The organism is Amycolatopsis ponsaeliensis (assembly GCF_030182635.1).
GTDB classification, from domain to species: domain Bacteria; phylum Actinomycetota; class Actinomycetes; order Mycobacteriales; family Pseudonocardiaceae; genus Amycolatopsis; species Amycolatopsis ponsaeliensis.
This window is the reverse complement of sequence record NZ_JAPZLD010000044.1, coordinates 13,227-29,130: the sequence shown is the minus strand read 5'-3', so window position 1 is coordinate 29,130 and position 15,904 is coordinate 13,227. Positions and strand designations below refer to the sequence as shown.

At 70.7% G+C, this 15,904-nt stretch carries 15 protein-coding genes; 2 read left to right on the top strand and 13 right to left on the bottom strand.

The window, feature by feature from the left end; genetic code table 11:
• Nucleotides 1-13 precede the first annotated feature (13 nt).
• Nucleotides 14-1,807 carry an alpha/beta hydrolase domain-containing protein gene (locus QQ657_RS43810; protein ID WP_284748290.1) on the top strand — a complete coding sequence of 598 codons (1,794 nt, stop codon included), beginning with the start codon at nt 14-16 and terminating at the stop codon, nt 1,805-1,807.
• A gap of 49 nt (nt 1,808-1,856) precedes the next feature.
• On the opposite strand, the gene QQ657_RS43805 is transcribed toward QQ657_RS43810, so the two are convergent.
• From QQ657_RS43805 to QQ657_RS43765, 9 genes are all read right to left on the bottom strand, one after another.
• Nucleotides 1,857-2,864: an NAD(P)-dependent alcohol dehydrogenase gene (locus QQ657_RS43805; protein WP_284748335.1), complete on the bottom strand. Its 1,008-nt coding sequence runs from the start codon at nt 2,862-2,864 to the stop codon at nt 1,857-1,859.
• A 57-nt stretch (nt 2,865-2,921) separates the two neighbouring features.
• Nucleotides 2,922-4,337 carry an aldehyde dehydrogenase family protein gene (locus tag QQ657_RS43800; protein ID WP_284748289.1) on the bottom strand — a complete coding sequence of 472 codons (1,416 nt, stop codon included), beginning with the start codon at nt 4,335-4,337 and terminating at the stop codon, nt 2,922-2,924.
• 66 nt (nt 4,338-4,403) lie between these two features.
• Nucleotides 4,404-5,132: an alpha/beta fold hydrolase gene (locus QQ657_RS43795; RefSeq protein ID WP_284748288.1), complete on the bottom strand. Its 729-nt coding sequence runs from the start codon at nt 5,130-5,132 to the stop codon at nt 4,404-4,406.
• The gene (locus QQ657_RS43790) at nt 5,129-6,157 is read right to left on the bottom strand and encodes an MBL fold metallo-hydrolase (RefSeq protein WP_284748287.1); all 1,029 of its coding nucleotides are present in this window, start codon (nt 6,155-6,157) and stop codon (nt 5,129-5,131) included. The genes QQ657_RS43795 and QQ657_RS43790 overlap by 4 nt, the downstream gene beginning before the upstream one ends.
• Nucleotides 6,158-6,241: 84 nt before the next feature.
• Nucleotides 6,242-7,225, bottom strand: a complete 984-nt coding sequence (locus tag QQ657_RS43785; RefSeq protein WP_284748286.1) for an aldo/keto reductase — start codon at nt 7,223-7,225, stop codon at nt 6,242-6,244.
• A gap of 25 nt (nt 7,226-7,250) precedes the next feature.
• The gene (locus tag QQ657_RS43780) at nt 7,251-8,135 is read right to left on the bottom strand and encodes an aldo/keto reductase (protein ID WP_284748285.1); all 885 of its coding nucleotides are present in this window, start codon (nt 8,133-8,135) and stop codon (nt 7,251-7,253) included.
• Nucleotides 8,135-8,917 carry an SDR family oxidoreductase gene (locus QQ657_RS43775; protein WP_284748284.1) on the bottom strand — a complete coding sequence of 261 codons (783 nt, stop codon included), beginning with the start codon at nt 8,915-8,917 and terminating at the stop codon, nt 8,135-8,137. Before QQ657_RS43775 ends, QQ657_RS43780 begins: the two co-directional genes overlap by 1 nt.
• A 7-nt stretch (nt 8,918-8,924) precedes the next feature.
• Nucleotides 8,925-9,761, bottom strand: a complete 837-nt coding sequence (locus tag QQ657_RS43770) for an oxidoreductase (RefSeq protein WP_284748283.1) — start codon at nt 9,759-9,761, stop codon at nt 8,925-8,927.
• 15 nt (nt 9,762-9,776) lie between these two features.
• The gene (locus QQ657_RS43765; protein ID WP_284748282.1) at nt 9,777-10,814 is read right to left on the bottom strand and encodes a zinc-dependent alcohol dehydrogenase family protein; all 1,038 of its coding nucleotides are present in this window, start codon (nt 10,812-10,814) and stop codon (nt 9,777-9,779) included.
• A 135-nt stretch (nt 10,815-10,949) separates the two neighbouring features.
• Between QQ657_RS43765 and QQ657_RS43760 the strand changes: the two genes are divergently transcribed.
• On the top strand, nt 10,950-11,816 hold the full coding sequence (locus QQ657_RS43760; protein WP_284748281.1) for a helix-turn-helix transcriptional regulator: 867 nt from the start codon (nt 10,950-10,952) through the stop codon (nt 11,814-11,816).
• A 4-nt stretch (nt 11,817-11,820) separates the two neighbouring features.
• On the opposite strand, the gene QQ657_RS43755 is transcribed toward QQ657_RS43760, so the two are convergent.
• The 4 genes from QQ657_RS43755 to QQ657_RS43740 all read right to left on the bottom strand — a co-directional run bounded on the left by QQ657_RS43755 (nt 11,821) and on the right by QQ657_RS43740 (nt 15,829).
• Entirely contained in the window at nt 11,821-13,041 is a 1,221-nt protein-coding gene (locus QQ657_RS43755) for a metallophosphoesterase (RefSeq protein WP_284748280.1), read from the bottom strand.
• A gap of 24 nt (nt 13,042-13,065) precedes the next feature.
• Complete coding sequence (locus QQ657_RS43750; protein ID WP_284748279.1) at nt 13,066-13,731, bottom strand: flavodoxin; 666 nt, start codon at nt 13,729-13,731, stop codon at nt 13,066-13,068.
• On the bottom strand, nt 13,731-14,597 hold the full coding sequence (locus tag QQ657_RS43745) for a helix-turn-helix domain-containing protein (RefSeq protein WP_350310752.1): 867 nt from the start codon (nt 14,595-14,597) through the stop codon (nt 13,731-13,733). Before QQ657_RS43745 ends, QQ657_RS43750 begins: the two co-directional genes overlap by 1 nt.
• Before the next feature lie 68 nt (nt 14,598-14,665).
• Nucleotides 14,666-15,829 (bottom strand): aldo/keto reductase, encoded by a 1,164-nt coding sequence (locus QQ657_RS43740; protein WP_284748277.1) that lies wholly within the window; start codon nt 15,827-15,829, stop codon nt 14,666-14,668.
• Nucleotides 15,830-15,904 lie beyond the last annotated feature (75 nt).

Below are 15,904 nucleotides of genomic sequence, written 5' to 3'. Positions count from 1 at the left end.
GAGGAACGACCGCATGTCCCCATCGGAACCCCGCTCGACCGTTTCCCGCCGCTCCGCGCTGATCGCCTCATCAGGGCTCGCGCTCACCGCCCTGGCCGCATCGCCCGCCGAAGCGACGGGCCGTCCCGAGCGCGGGGCCAAGGTGCCGACGCCCTCGGTGACGGGGCCGGTCCCGAGCCGCGGCGGACGTGACCATCCCTTCCTGGCCACCGACGTCGACCTCGCCGGCCGCGGCTACGCGCTCGAAGAGTTCTTCTACTCGGGCAAGGCGAACTCCTACGACATCCCGATCCCGACGGTCCTCAACGACCCGCCCCTGCCGACGGTCGGCAAGGCCGTGTCGTCCCACCCGTACACGACTCGCCTGGTGGTCCACCGGCCGACCGACCCGGCCCGGTTCAGCGGCACGGTCTTCGTCGAGTGGACCAACACCACACCCGACTACGAGTTCCCGATCTGGTGGCTGCAGAACCACGAGTTCATGCTCCGCGAAGGCCACGGCTACGTCGGGGTCGCGGCGAACCACTGGGCCGTCCACGCACCTCAGGACGGCCTGAAGGTGTGGAACCCCGAGCGGTACGCCGCGCTGGACTTCCCGCTCGTGCTCTTGAGCGACCCGGAGCCGGACCCGTGGCGCCACGACGACCAACTCTCCTACGACGTCTTCGCGCAGGGCATGAAGGCGGTGCGGGCGGTTCCGCGGATCATGGGCGGCCTGCCGGTGCGGCACGTGATCGCGGGCGGCCACTCCCGCTCGGCCGTGCACCTGGGCGTCTACCTCAACGCCGTGCACCCCCACGCCCCGGTCGCCGACGGGGTGATGCCGATCATCGCCGGCCGGCAGGTACGGTCCGATTTGGACATTCCGGTGCTGAAAGTCCTGTCCGAGACGGACTTCGTCGCCATGTACGACGAATGGACGCAGCTCACCGCGCGCCAGCCGGACACGGACCGGTTCCGCACGTGGTGGATGTCGGGCACCACGCACGTCGACCACCACATGGCCCTGGCCCGCGCGGCGACCCAGGTCCGGGACCTCCCCGACCGGCCGCTGGAGGGCACCGACTGCGATCCCCCGGGCCTGAGCCGCGTCCAGTCCCAGCACGTCGTCTCGGCCGCCATGGCCGCGATGGTCCGCTGGGTCACCGGTGGGAAGCCGCCCGCCCACTCGCCGCTGCCCGAGTTCACCGCCACTCCCCCGGCACTCGTCCGCGACGAGCACGACAACGCCCGCGGCGGGATCCGGCTGGCCACCTTCGCCGTGCCGGTGGCGACGGACCGCGGCACCACCACGTGCGACAACAACCTCGTCGGCACCCACGTCCCGTTCGACGACGCGACGCTGCGGAAGCTCTACCCCAGCCACGAGGACTACGTCGGCGCGGTGACCGCGGCCCTGTTCCGCAACGTCCGCGACGGTTTCCTGCTGCACGAGGACGCGACCGACCTCGCGACCCAGGCGCGGGCTTCGATCGTCGGCAAGGGCCTGGTGACCGGGCCGCTTGTCGGCAACGTGGCGGACTTCCGGCGTGCCCTCTCGATCCCGATCCTGCGCGACCACACCCAGACCTACCACTTCCGCGACGGCGAGCGGCTGCTCGGCCTGCTCGACCAAGCCGTGACCGCGGCCGCCGAGGGCTACACGACAGCCCGGCGAAAGCCGTTCGACCGGGCCATCGGGCTAGTACGCCAGTACCGCGACCTCGTGGCGGCGATGCCTGACCGGAGCCGGACGATCGCTGACCTGCTCGTCCGGTTCGCCGGCACACTGATCGACGAACTCACCGCCGAGCGGGACCGGCACTGAACGCGCCGACGGCCCGACCCGGAGCTTCCGGGCCGGGCCGTCGGGTCGCTCAGGCGATGGTCGCCGTGTCGAGGACGAACCGGTACCGCACATCACCCTTGCTGAGGCGGTCGTAAGCCGCATCCAGCTCGCCGGCCGCGATGATCTCCACCTCGGCCTTGATGCCATGTTCGCCGCAGAAGTCCAGCATCTCCTGCGTCTCGGGCATGCCGCCGCTCATCGAACCGACGAGCTTCCGCCGGTTGGTGTGCAGCGCGTACGGCTCGATCTGCAGCGGCTCGCTCGGGACGCCGAGGTTGACGAACGTGCCGTCGAAATCGAGCAGTTCGAGGTGGTCGGAGAGGTTGTAGGCCGACGGGACCGTCGAGACGATCAGGTCGAACGAATCCCGCAGCACCGTCAGGTCGCCAGTCGTGCGGTAGTCGTCCGCTCCGAAGCGCTCCGCGTCGGCGCGCCGGTCGTCGTTGAGCTCCAGGACCGTGGTGTGCGCGCCGAGGGCGTGCGAGATCTGGACGCCGATGTGCCCGAGCCCGCCGAACCCGAGGATCCCGACCCGCTTGCCCGGCCCCGCTCCCCAGTGCCGCAGCGGCTGGTACATCGTGATGCCCGCGCACAGCAGCGGCGCCGCGGACTCCAGCGGCAGCACGTCCGGGATGCGCGCGACGAATCGCTCGTCGGCGACGACACGTTCGCTGTAGCCACCGAGCGTCACCTGCCCGTCGTGGCCGATCGCGTTGTAGGTCAAGACTTTGCCGCGACAGTAGGATTCCTGCCCGGCCAGGCACATCGTGCATTCGCGGCAGGAGTCGACGAGGCAGCCGATGCCGACGTGGTCGCCCACCTCTAGCCGCGTGACGTCGGAACCGACTTCGCGGATGATCCCGGCGATCTCGTGCCCCGGGACGATCGGGTAGTGCGTGTGCCCGAACTCGGCGCGGGCGTGGTGGACGTCGGTGTGGCAGACACCGGCGTAGACGATGTCCAGCAGGACGTCCGTGGGGCCGACGTCGCGGCGCTCGATGGTGACGGTGCTGAACGAAGCGGTCCGGCTCGTCATGGTGCGGGCCTGGGCGGTGATCAACGCTGAACTCCTTCCGAGGGACAAACCGGCGCTTTAGCTGATGAGGGACTGGTATTCGAGGTACTCCTCGATCCCGTACCGGCCCATTTCGCGGCCGATGCCCGACAGCTTCAGGCCGCCGTGCGGGGCCCGCATGTCGATGGGGGCGCCGTTGATGCGCACCCGGCCGGTGCGCAGGCGCCGCCCGACGTCGCGGGCGCGTTCGGGGTCGGCGGACCAGACGCCGCCGGCGAGCCCGTAGTCGGAGTCGTTGGCGATCGCGACGGCGTCGTCGGTGTCCTCGAACGGGATGAGGACGTTGACCGGCCCGAAGACCTCTTGCCGGGCCAGGGTGTCGTTGTTGGTGCCGCTGAACACGGTCGGCCGCACGAAGTAGCCGCGGTCGAGGTGGTCCGGGGCTTCCGGCCCGCCGGCGACGAGCCGCATGCCTTCGTCGATGCCGGTGCGGATGTAGCGGCGCACGCGGTCGCGCTGGACGTCGGAGACGACCGGCCCGAGGGTCGTCGCCTCGTCGAAGGGGTCGCCCATGACGAAGGTCGCCGCCTTCGCCGCGGCGATCTCCTCGGCCTCGGCCAGCCGCGATCGCGGCACCAGCGTGCGGGAGAGCCCGCCGCAGACCTGGCCCGCGTTGCGGAACGCGTCGGTGAGCCCGTCGGTGACGGCCTTCTCCAGGTCGGCGTCCTCGAGGATGACGTTGGCGGACTTGCCACCCAGCTCCAGCGCGACGCGCTTGACCGACTTCGACGCCAGCTCCATCACCCGGCTGCCCGCGCGCACCGAGCCGGTCAGCGACACGATGTCGATGAGCGGGTGGGTGACCAGGGCTTCGCCGATCTCCGGGCCGGGCCCGCTGACCAGGTTGAAGACGCCGTCCGGCAGCCCGGCCTCGGCGGCGGCCTCCGCGAACACGAACGAGCTCAACGGCGCCACCTCGGTGCCCTTGAGCACCATCGTGCAGCCCGCGGCCAGGGCGGCACCGGCCTTCAAGGTGATCATCCGAAGAGGACCGTTCCACGGGGTGATCGCGCCGGCCACGCCCGCGGGGATGCGCCGGACGATGGTGCCGTCGAACCGCTCCTCCCAGACGATGTCCTTGATGGCGGCCGCGGCGATGCGCAGGTCGTTGATGGGCGTCGCGACGTGGGACCGGCGGGCGAGCGCGATCGGCGTGCCGATCTCCCGCACGGTCGAGCGCGCCAGCTCCTCGGCCTTCGCTTCGAGGATGTCGGCGATGCGGGTGAGCACCGCGACGCGGTCCTCGTGCGACGACCGCGACCAGGTCTCGAACGCCCGGGCAGCGGCCTGGGCGGCGCGGTCGACGTCGGCGGTGTCGCCCCGCGGCACCGTCGCGATCGGCTCTTCGGTCGCCGGGTTGACCACCGTGATGGTCCCGGTGCCCGCGGACTCCACCCACTTGCCGTCGATGAAGATCGTGTCCCGCTCGAGCACGTCACGCCTCCTTGCGATGAACGTATATACGAACTACTGTCCCTTATTGCGATCTCGACCGTACAGTCAGCCGGCTCGTAGCTCAAGCGCCTGGAGCAGCAACGTGGTCACGGCGTCGGGATCGGTGACCATCGCGTTGTGCGCCGTCTCGAGAACCAGGTACTCGAACAGCGGGTCCTCGGCGGCACGGGCCCGCATCCGGTCGAGCATGTGCGGCTCCTGCGACGACGGGACGCACTCGACGTAGAGCCCGGGATGCTTCCACGCGCGCTCGGTCGGCCCGCTCGGCTCCTGGTAGGACTTGAGCGGCTGGGCGGTCATCCGGCTGTTCACCCAGGCCGCGTCGACCGGGTCGGTCACGCCGTACCGGGCGGCGTCCGCCGGCGGGATGAACCAGCCCTCGCCACCCTCGTCCGCCAGTGCGACCATCGCCTTCGCGCGCTCGGGGCCGTTGATGTCGAACACGGACTCACCGGTCCGCGGCACCTGGGCGTCGAGCAGAACCTGGACGCGGACCCGGTCGGCGATGCGCTCCAGCGCACCGGTGACGGGCACGCCTCCGTAGCTGTGCCCGACGAGCACCGCGTCGCGGATGTCCTCGTACTCGAACGTCGCGACGATGTCCTCGACGTGGGTGGCGAGGCCGACGTCACGGGTCAGCAAGTGCGCCCGGTCGCCGAGCCCGGTGAGCGTCGGGGTGAAGACTTCGTGCCCGGCGGCTCGCAGGCGCCGCGCCACCGGCCGCCAGCACCAGCCGCCGTGGCGTCCACCGTGGACCAGAACGAACGTGGTCATGCGTCTCCCTGTCCATGGGGCCACCGGATCCGGCCTTCCTCCGCGAGCCGCACCAGGTGGGCGGACGTCTCGGCGAGCGCCGACCGCAGCGAGCGCGGCGTGAAGGCCGAGAACTCCCGCGCCCACGACACGGCTTCGGCGACCTTCCATACCGTGTCGCACCCACCGGCAACGGCCTTCTCGATCTCCACGAGCCGCTCGCCGTGGTGCTCACGCAGCACGTCGAGGCGACGGGACAACCGGTCGAACGGCCATTCGTGACCCGGCAGGACCACGGCCGAGTCCGGGATGTCACGCAGACGCGTCAGCGAGGCCAAGAAGTCCCGCAACGGATCCGGGTCCGACCCCGGCCTGCGGGCGACGTTCGGCGTCACCTTCGGCAGGACGTGGTCGCCGGTCAGCAGCAGGTTCCGGTCGCGGTCGTGGAAGCACAGGTGGCCCGCCGTGTGGCCGGGCGTGTGCACCGGCACGAGGGCGCCACCGGTGCCAGGTACCGGCTTGCCGTCTTCGAGTTCAACGTCCGGCTCAACGGTCGGCAGCACGGCGTCGAGGGCGCCGAGCTCACCGTCCAGCTCGGCTTGCCGGGCTTCCGGCACACCACAGTCCCGCAGCCAGGCCGAAATCTCGTCGAGCCGCGCCCGGCGTTCCGCGGCGTCGACCCGGATCTGGGCCCGCTCGCCCGGGTGCGCCCCGATCCAGGCCGAGGTGTGCTCCCGGATGCGCGGCGCGAGCCCGTAGTGATCCGGGTGCGCGTGGGTGACGACGACGCCGATCACCTCGTCGAGACGCGCGCCGGCCCGGGCGAGACCGGCGAGGAACGCGTCCCAGGCCTCGTCCGAGTCCCAGCCGAGGTCCACGACCACGAGGCCATCGGCATAGCGCAACGCGTAGGAGTACGAGTACGCCAGCGGGCTGGGAAAGGGGATCGCCGTCGCCCAAGCTCCGCCCGCCACCGCGAACCCTTCGATCCGGCGGGCCGGCCGCTCCTCCGGACGACCGTAACCCCGCGCGTCCGACCCCTGCATCACACCTCAACAGTTCGCATTTATGAACTCTATATCGTTATTACGATGACCGTAGAGCTTGTCGAGAGCGCGGTCAACCACGACTCAGCGCTCGATCATCGCCATCTGCTCGTCGGTGTGGTGGCCGCCCTCGGCCACGGGCAACGCGTCCAGGGTGGCGATCTGCTCCGGCGTGAGCTCGATGCCGTCGGCGGCGCTGTTCTCCTCCACCCGGCTGACCCGCTTGGTCCCCGGGATGGGCACGACGTCGTCGCCCTTGGTCAGCAGCCAGGCCAGCGCCACCTGAGCCGGGGTGCCACCCACTTCGTCGGCGACCGCCTGCACCTGGTCGGTGATGCGCAAGTTGCGCTCGAAGTTCTCGCCGGTGAAGCGCGGGTTGTTCTTGCGGAAGTCGCTGTCGTCGAGCTTCTCGAGATCGGCCGGGGTGCGCAGCGTGCCGGTGAGGAAACCGTGCCCGAGCGGCGAGTACGCCACCAGCCCGATGCCCAGCTCCCGCAGTACCGGCAGCACCTCCTCCTGGTCGCGCGTCCACAGCGAGTACTCCGACTGCAGCGCGGTGACCGGGTGCACGGCGTGGGCGCGGCGGATGGTGCCGATCCAGGCCTCGGACAGCCCGACGTGCCGGATCTTGCCTTCCTTCACCAGGTCGGCGAGGGCGCCCATCGTGTCCTCGATCGGCGTGTCCGGGTCGACGCGGTGCTGGTAGTACAGGTCGATGTGGTCGGTTCCCAGGCGCTTCAGCGAACCGTCGACCGCGGTGCGGATGTTGTCCGGGCTGCTGTCGATCGTCCAGGGACCGCGGCCGCCGTGGGAGACGAGGCCGAACTTGGTCGCCAGCACCACCTGGTCACGGCGCCCCTGCAAAGCACGGCCGACGAGTTCTTCGTTGACGTAGGGGCCGTAGATCTCGGCGGTGTCGATCAGGGTGACGCCGAGGTCGAGGGCCCGGTGGATGGTGCGGATCGACTCGGCGTCGTCGCTGCCCGCGCCGGTGTAGCCGTGCGACATGCCCATCGCACCCAGGCCGATCCGGGCGACCTCGAGGTCACCGAGTTTGGCGGTACGCATTGTGCTCCTTCGTGTTCTTCGTCGATCAGGCTTCGGGGATCGCCCGGCCGAAGCTTTCGAGGGTGATGGCGGTCGGCTCGGGGCCACCGCGCTTGCCGGTGTCCAGAGCGTCGATCGCGGCGAGCTGCTCGGCGGTGAGATCGAAGTCGAACACGTCGAAGTTCTCCGCGATGCGCGCCGGCTTGGTGGACTTGGGGATCACCGAACGGCCCTGCTGCAGGTGCCAGCGCAGCATCACCTGCGCCGGGCTCTTGCCGTACGCCTTCGCGATCTCACCGATCACCGGGTCCTGCAGGGTGCTGGTGTGCTCGCTGTCGCGGTAGAACGTGATCCCGCCGATCGGCGACCACGCCTGGGCCAGGATGCCGCGCTGCGTGCCGAATTCCTGCACCTCGCGCTGGGCGAAGTACGGGTGCACCTCGATCTGGTTCACCGCCGGTACCACCGTCGCCCGTTCGAGCAGCCGGGTGAGGTGGTCGACCATGAAGTTGCTGACGCCGATGGCGCGGACCTTGCCGTCGTTCAGCAGCGTCTCGAGCGCCCGGTAGGCGCCGAGGGTCTTGTCGAAGTCCGACGGCAGCGCCTGGTGCAGGATCAGCAGGTCGATCTGGTCGACGCCGAGCTTGCCCGCGCTCTTCTCGAAGCCGTGCAGCGTCTCCTCGTAGCCGTAGTCGCTGATCCAGATCTTGGTTTCGATGAAGACTTCGGAGCGGTCGAGGCCGGATTTGGCGATGGCTTCGCCGACTTCGCGCTCGTTGCCGTACGCGGCGGCGGTGTCGATGTGCCGGTACCCGGTCGACAGCGCCGCTTCAACTGCGGCGCGGGTCTCGTCCGGCGGGGTCTGGAAGACACCGAGACCGAGGGCGGGTAGCTCGACGCCGTTGTTGAGCGTCAGGTTCGGGACGGACATCAGAGTGATTTCCTTTCGGTTGACAGCCACCGGTCGCGGGTGTCGAGCAACTGCTCCCGCACGGTGGCCGGTTCCTTGTCCAGCGGCATGTTCTGGATGTCGAGTACGGCGTCGAGGCCGTCTGGGGCATCGGGCTGCAGCGCGCCGAACAGCGGTTCGAGACCGGCCTGCGCCGGTCCTTGCCGGGCGGCCAGCTCGAAGGTTTTCCCCGTGGCCGCCTGCGAAGTGAGGCTTGCGACGAGAACCTGGGCGATTTGGCGGCGCGAGATCACGCCGTCGGAAGGGCCACCAGCCCACGCGCGGTCGCCCTGCTCCATGACGAGATGGTGCTCGTCGGGTGCGTTGTAGTCGAACCAGCCGGGCCGCACGATCGTGTAAGGCAAGCCGCCGGCGCGCACCAGCCGTTCGCCGCGGCGCTTCCAGTCGTGGCCGGGAGTGTGCTTCGTGACGCCGACGGTGGTCATCAGGGCGATCCGGACCGGCCGCGTGCCGAGTGTGGCGAGGGTGTTGCGGACGGCGCCGTAGTCGACGAGTTCGGCGTCGCGGGCGCTCCCGTGCGATCCGTGGGTGAACACGATGGCGTCCACCCCGTCGACGGCCTCGGCGAGGGTGGCCGCCCGAGTGAGGTCTCCGACCACGACGTCTGCCCCGGTGGGTGAAGACGCGGCATCGCGAACCAGGGCCCGGGTCCGGTGGCCGCGGCGGACCGACTCTTCGACAGCGAGGCGCCCGATGCTTCCGGTGGCGCCGACGACCAGCACGGTCAACGGAGTGGTGTGCACAGTGGACTCAGTCGCTTCCGGGGTAGTCGGTGCCGGCGCTCAAATCGCGCCATGCCTCGAGTTCGGCGCGCTCGTCGTCGAGCGCCCTGCCGATGACGGTGACGGCGTCGGAGCCGAGCAGCAACAGCGCCGGTGGCCGGTCGGAGCCGATGGCGGTGATCAGCGCCTCGGCGGCCTTGGCGGGATCACCGGGCTGGGTCCCGTGGGTGGTGTCCCGCTCCTTCCGGCGTTGGCCCGCGGTCTCGGCGTAGTCGTCGATCACCGTGGCGGACTGCGTGAGCGAACGGCCGGCGAAGTCCGTCCGGAAGGCTCCGGGTTCGACTGCGGTCACCGTGATGCCCAGCGGCTCCAGCTCCTTGCGCAGCGATCCGGACATCCCTTCCAGCGCTGCCTTGGCGGCGGCGTAGTAGCCGGACCCGGGCGGGCGGATGCGCGCGCCGATCGACGAGATGGTGACGATCGCGCCGCTGCGCCGGGCACGCATGCCCGGCAGCACCGCCTTGATCATCGCCACCGCGCCGAAGAAGTTCGTGTCGAACAGCTGCCGCACGTCCGCGTCCTCCCCTTCCTCGACCGCCGCGCGGTAGCCGTAGCCGGCGTTGTTGACCAGCACGTCGATGCCGCCGAACCGGTCCTGGGCCTGCTCGACGGCCGCGGTGACCTGCCCGGTGTCGGTCACATCCAAGGCAAGAGCCAGGGCTGCCGAGGGGTGGCTTTCGGCGAGGTCTTTGACCTTGGCCGCGTCGCGCGCGGTCACGACAGCGTTGTCGCCCCGGGCGAGGACGGCCTCGGCGAGGGCCCGGCCCAGGCCGGTCGAGCATCCGGTGATCAACCAGGTGGTCATGTGTGTTCCTTGCGGTCAGGCGCTGATGCGGACGAGCGCCTTGGTGGCGCGGCGGTCGAGCATGGCGGTGTAGGCGTCGTGGACGTCGTCGAGGCCGGTCTCGTAGTCGAAGACCAAGCCCGGGTTGATGTGGCCGGCGAGCACGTCGTCGAGCAGTTCGGGGATGTAGTGGCGAGCGGGCGCGACGCCGCCGCGCAGGCCGACGTTGCGGAAGATGACCGTCTGCAGCGGCACCGCGGAGTCGTGCGGCACCCCGACGGCGCCGACGACCGACCCGACGCGGGCGATGCCGAACGCGGTGGCCATGGACTGGCCGGTGCCGACGCACTCGAGAGCCGCGTCGACGCCGATGCCGCCGGTCAGGTCCATGATCAGCTTGGTGGCGTCGTCGCCGCGCTCGGTCACGATGTCGGTGGCGCCGAACTCCCGGGCCAGCGCCTGCCGCACCGGGTTGCGGCTCAGCGCGATGATCCGCTCGGCGCCGAGACGCTTGGCGGCGATGACCGCGCACAGCCCGACCGCGCCGTCGCCGACGACGGCCACGGTGTCACCGGCCTTGACGCCGGCGCTGAACGCGGCGTGGTGCCCGGTGCACATCACGTCGGACAGGGCCACCAGCGACTTCAGCACCGCGTCGGAGTGGCCGCTGCCGGGCACCTTGACCAGCGTCGCGTCGGCGAACGGAACGCGGACGTACTCGCCCTGGCCGCCGTCGACGCCGTGGTTGCCGAACGAACCGCCGTTGAGGCAGTTGCCCGTCCAACCGGCGGCGCAGTTGGCGCAGGTGCCGTCGCAGAAGGTGAAAGGGGCGATGACCAGGTCGCCGGGGCTCAGGGTGGTGACGTCGGCGCCGACCTGCTCGACGACGCCGATGAACTCGTGGCCGATCGGCCCGAGCGCGTGCGGGTTGACCCCGCGGTAGTACCAGAGGTCGGAGCCGCAGACGCACCCGAGCGTGACGCGGACGACCGCGTCGGCCGGGGTTTGCAGGCGCGGGTCGGGGCGCTCGCCGACGGTGATGTCGCCGGGGCCGCCGTAGAGGGTGGCACGCAAGTCAGGGGTTCCTCTCCGTGAACTGGTGGGTCTCCCTTCCAGGGATACCCAGCCGCGGCGCCGGGAGGGAGGCACCACTCAAAGGGGTAACGACAGGGACCCCTTGGCGTCGGAAAACGTCTCTAACCTGGGTGTATGGACAACCGCAACGAGGTACGCGCGTTCCTCACCTCGCGCCGGGCGAAAGTCAGCCCGGAGCAGGCCGGTCTGCCCGCGTACGGCAACCGCCGGGTCGCCGGGTTGCGCCGCGGCGAGGTCGCCGCGCTCGCCGGGGTCAGTGTCGAGTACTACACCCGCCTCGAACGCGGCAACCTCGCCGGAGCCTCCGACAGCGTCCTGGAGGCGGTGGCCCGTGCGCTGCGGCTCGACGAGACCGAGACCGAGCACCTGCACCACCTGGCCCGCGCAGCCGGACCTCAACCGGCTCGTGCCCGCGCCCGCCGCGCCAAGACGCCCGAGGTGCGACCGGCGATCCGCTGGGTGCTGGACTCGATCACCGGGTCGCCGGCGTTCCTGCGCAACCACCGCTTCGACATCCTGGTCGCGAACCCGCTGGGCATGGCGCTGTACGCGCCCATGTTCGCGAGCAACCCGACGCTGCCGGTCAACTCGATGCGGTTCACCTTCCTGGACCCGCACGCACAGGCGTTCTACCCGGACTGGGCGTCCGTGGCGCGCTCCGCCGTCGCCGCGCTGCGCATCGCCGCGGCCCAGCACCCGGACGACCAGCAGCTGGTGAACCTGATCGGCGAGCTGTCCATGCGCAGTGAGCCCTTCCGCGGCTGGTGGGCCGCCCAGGACGTCTACGTGCACCGCCACGGCACCAAGCGCTTCCGCCACCCCGCCATCGGCGAGCTCGAACTGGCCTTCGAAGCGCTCGAGCTGTCCGGCGACGACGCGCTGACAGTCCTGACCTACTCCGCCGAGCCCGGCACCCCGTCCGGAGACGGCCTCGAACTGCTGGCCAGCTGGGCGGCGACGCAGGTCACCGCCGAGAAGTGACCATTCACGCTTGCCGAGAGGCCAGCTCGACGACGGTGATGTCGGACGGCGCGCCCACCCGGACCGGCGGTCCCCAGGCGCCGGCGCCGCGGCTGACGTAGAGCTGGGTGTCGCCGTAGCGGTCGAGACCGGCCACGGTGGGGTTGGTCAGGCCGAACACCAGGTTGCCGGGCCAGAGCTGCCCGCCGTGGGTGTGGCCGGACAGCTGCAGGTCCACGCCGTAGCGCACGGCCTCGTCGATGACCACCGGCTGGTGGGCCAGCAGCACGCTGGCCCGTGCGGGGTCGCGGTCGCCCAGCGCGCGGCCGAAGTCCGGACCCTGGCCCTCGCTCTCGCCCCGGACGTCGTTGACGCCGGCCAGGTCGAAGCCGGGCAACTCCGTCCGGGCGTTCTCCAAGGGTCGCAGACCGAGGTCGCGGACCACGCCGACCCAGCGCTCGGCGTCGTGGAAGTACTCGTGGTTGCCGGTCACGAAGTAGCTGCCGTGCCGGGCGCGCAGCTGGGAGAGCGGTGCCACCGCCGCGCTCAGGTCCTCGACACTGCCATCGACCAGGTCCCCGACGACGGCGATCAGATCGGGCTGGGTGCCGTTGATCGTGTCGACGACGTGCTGGGCGAAGTCGCGGCCCAGCAGCGGGCTGAGGTGGATGTCGCTGACCACCGCGATGCGGAAGCCGTGCGCGCTGCGGGGCAGCTTGGCCAGCGGCACGGTGAGCCGCTTGACCTGAGGCCCGCGCAGCAGGCTGGCGGTGCCGTAGCCGACGGTGCCCAGCGCCACGGCCGCGGCGCTCCCGCCCACCACCCGCGAAACGAAGACGCGACGGGCCAGCAACGCCGGTGCCGGCGGTTCGGGGACCTCGGCCGGGTCGGATCCGCTCCCCCGCGGCGCCACGGCCGGTTCGGCCCGCTTGGCGTCGCGCCGGGCCAGGGCCCGGCGCAGCAGCGGGCGCACGGCCTCGCCTGCTACGAGGGCGAGGACCAGGTACAGGAATACCGCCAGCCACAGGAATCCCGGCCAGTCCACGATCCCCTCCAACCGGAATGGAATTCCCGGGAGGTCGTCACGGACCGCGAGCAACGTCAGCGCGGGGAGGACCACGAACGCGACGGTGCCGGCCCGCCGCGGCGCCGAGCCGCGGACGGTGGTGTCGCGCACGAGACGTCGCCACACGTACCAGTGCAGGGCCACGAAGACCGCCGCGATCAGAAGGAAGAGAACGATCATGCGATGTGGGTCTCCTGTGGTGGTTCAGCGGGCGAGCAAACCGATGCGGCGCAACCACTCCGCGACGGCGGGCTCCGCGTCGGCGACTTCCTCGCCGCGCACGGCAAGGCCCTCCCCCAGCGTCGCACCGGGGCAAGAGGCAGCGTAGTCGCGCTCGGTGGTTCCCAGCCCGCTCATCGCGTACGTCGTGAGCGGATGAACGGTCTTGCCTGCGAAGCCGAGACCTTCGACGAACGTGGTCATGATCATCGGTGCCCGGCTGTTCCAGATCGGACTGCCCAGCAGAATCGTGTCGTAGCGCTCGATGGAGCCCAGCGGGTTCGCGATGCCCGGGCGGGCGTTCGCGTTCTGCTCCTCGACGTTGCGCTGGACGGTCGGCGCGTAGTCGTCGGGATACGGATCGGCAGCTTCGATGCGGTGCACGTCGCAGACGGTCAACCGGCTGATCATGCCCGCCGCCACTTCGGTGTTGCCGACCGTCAAGCGGCGGCGGCCGCCGTTGAAGTAGTTCTCACCCGCGCGGGAAAAGTAGGCCAGCAGCACTTTGGTATCAGCCGCGGTACCGCGCGACGGGCTGCCGGTCGGCAGCGCGGAAGGCGACGGGGGTGCAGGTGTGGGGGAACCGGTGCAGGCGCTGAGCGCTGCCCCGGCGGCGCCGAGCAATACCGTGCGACGGGGGATCGCATCCATCAGTTCTCCAGGGATCGGGTATCGGGACGGGACGCCGCCCAGCCGGCCAGCAGCCGCAGGCCGTCCTCCGAAGCGCCGCCAGGCTCGGCTCCGTAGACGACCAGGGCCTTGTCCTCGTCCGCGGCCGGCATCAGCACTTCGAAGGTCAGCTCGAGCGGACCGGCCACCGGGTGGTGCAGGCGTTTGCTGCCGGTCGTGTGGGCACGCACGTCGTGGCGCGCCCACCGGAGCCCGAACTGGTCGCTGCGAGTGGACAGCTCTCCGATCAGCTCGGTCAAGGCCTTGTCCTGCGGCTGACGAGCGGCTTGCACGTGCAGCAACGCGACGACGTCGTCGGCGACCCGCGCCCAGTCGGTCCAGAACTGGTCGGCCCGAGGATCCAAGAACACGAACCGCGCGTGGTTGGGCGGGTCGGCCTGCTCGTAGAGCGGGGCGAACAGGGCTCGGCCGAGCGTGTTGGCGGCGATCAGGTCGGCGCGGCCGTTGAGCACGAACGCGGGCGCGCCGGTGAGCGCGTCCAGCATGCGCTGCAGGTTCGGGCGTACCGCGCCGCCGTGCCGCTTCCGGCCGGGGCGACGGGCCGCCGGTCGGCAGTTGCGGGCCAGATCACCCAGGTGGGTGCGCTCGACGTCGTCGAGCCGCAGTGCCCGGGCGACGGCGTCCAGGACGCTGTCGGAGGCCCCGGCGAGGTCGCCGCGTTCCAGCCGGGTGTAGTACTCGAGGCTGACCCCGGCGAGCGCGGCGACCTCGGAGCGGCGCAGCCCGGGAACCCGCCGAACTCCCCGCGGCGTCAGGCCCGCCTCCCGCGGGCTGATGCGCGCCCGGCGGGAGACCATGAAGTCCCGGATCTCGCTGCGGTTGTCCACGATTCCCACGGTAGGAAGTTCCAGCGCCGCAAGGGGGTCCCTGTCGTTACACCTCTCGGGAGAACCCGTCACGGCAACCGCGCTTCGACTCCCGTGCCGGCGAGCACCGGAGCGGGCAGCCGCTCACCCTGGATCTTGATCGCGTTCAGCGCGGCGGTGAACTCCCGCAGCTCGTCGCCGGTGAACGTCACCTCTTCGGTGCCGATGTTCTCGAGCAGGTGCGAGATCCGGGTGGCGCTCGGGATGGGCACGATCCACGGCTTCTGCGCCTGCAACCACGCCAGCGACAGCTGCCCGGGCGTGGCGCCCTTGCGCACCGCCCAGTCCGACAGCAGCTGCACCACCGCCATGTTCGCCGGCAGGTTCTCCGGCGCATGCCGCGGCACCATCGCCCGGAAGTCTCCCTGCGCGAACCGGGTGTAGGGGTTGATCGTGCCGGTGGTGAACCCGTAGGCCAGCGGCGCCCAGCAGACGAACCCGATGCCGAGCTCTTCGCACAACGGCAGCACCTGCTGTTCCGGTCCGCGCCACAGCAGGTTGTACTCGTTCTGGATCGCCGTCAGCGGCTGCACCGCGTGCGCCCGGCGAGCCGTCTGCAATCCCGGCTCCGACAAGCCCCAGTGCCGGACCTTGCCGCCCGCGATCAGCTCCTTGACGGTGCCGGCCACCTCTTCGATGGGCACCTGGGGGTCCACCCGGTGCTGGTAGAGCAGGTCGATGTGATCGGTGCGCAGCCGCCGCAGCATGCCGTCGACCGCCTGCCGGATGTGGTCCGGGCGGCTGTTCAGGCCGCCGCGCGCCCCGGTCTGCTGGTCGACCTCGAACCCGAACTTGGACGCGATCACCACCCGGTCGCGCACGGGCTGAAGGGCGTCGCCGAGGATCCGTTCCGACTCCAGCGGCCCGTAGACCTCCGCCGTGTCGAACAGGGTGACGCCCTGGTCGACGGCCGTACGGATGAGGGTGATCATGTTCTCGCGGCTGCTGACCGGCCCGTAGAGGGTCCCGGGCATCGTCTGGCAGCCCAGGCCGACGCTGGAAACCTCCAGCGAACCCAGCCTCCGGCGGCCGGCCAACGTGGTCGCGGCCGCGGCTCCCCCACCGGCGGCCGGTGTGGCCGGGCCGCCGGTGGACGTTTGCCGGTTCGAGCTGCACGCAGCCGCCCCAGCAGCAGCGGCGACGCCGGCCGCGCCGAGTAGAAACCGGCGCCGGCTGTTGGTGTTCTCGGCCATGCGATACCTCTCGTCGTGAGCGAAGGACGTGACTTCGTCTCAGACAACACGCATATCCGACAACGAGGGAGTTTC

Bases quoted from the DNA above. Each gene is read 5' to 3' on its own strand.
- QQ657_RS43810 (WP_284748290.1), top strand. From the start codon at position 14: ATGTCCCCATCGGAACCCCGCTCGACCGTTTCCCGCCGCTCCGCGCTG.
- QQ657_RS43805 (WP_284748335.1), bottom strand. From the start codon at position 2,864: ATGACGAGCCGGACCGCTTCGTTCAGCACCGTCACCATCGAGCGCCGC.
- QQ657_RS43795 (WP_284748288.1), bottom strand. From the start codon at position 5,132: ATGACCACGTTCGTTCTGGTCCACGGTGGACGCCACGGCGGCTGGTGC.
- QQ657_RS43790 (WP_284748287.1), bottom strand. From the start codon at position 6,157: ATGCAGGGGTCGGACGCGCGGGGTTACGGTCGTCCGGAGGAGCGGCCG.
- QQ657_RS43785 (WP_284748286.1), bottom strand. From the start codon at position 7,225: ATGCGTACCGCCAAACTCGGTGACCTCGAGGTCGCCCGGATCGGCCTG.
- QQ657_RS43780 (WP_284748285.1), bottom strand. From the start codon at position 8,135: ATGTCCGTCCCGAACCTGACGCTCAACAACGGCGTCGAGCTACCCGCC.
- QQ657_RS43770 (WP_284748283.1), bottom strand. From the start codon at position 9,761: ATGACCACCTGGTTGATCACCGGATGCTCGACCGGCCTGGGCCGGGCC.
- QQ657_RS43760 (WP_284748281.1), top strand. From the start codon at position 10,950: ATGGACAACCGCAACGAGGTACGCGCGTTCCTCACCTCGCGCCGGGCG.
- QQ657_RS43755 (WP_284748280.1), bottom strand. From the start codon at position 13,041: ATGATCGTTCTCTTCCTTCTGATCGCGGCGGTCTTCGTGGCCCTGCAC.
- QQ657_RS43750 (WP_284748279.1), bottom strand. From the start codon at position 13,731: ATGGATGCGATCCCCCGTCGCACGGTATTGCTCGGCGCCGCCGGGGCA.
- QQ657_RS43740 (WP_284748277.1), bottom strand. From the start codon at position 15,829: ATGGCCGAGAACACCAACAGCCGGCGCCGGTTTCTACTCGGCGCGGCC.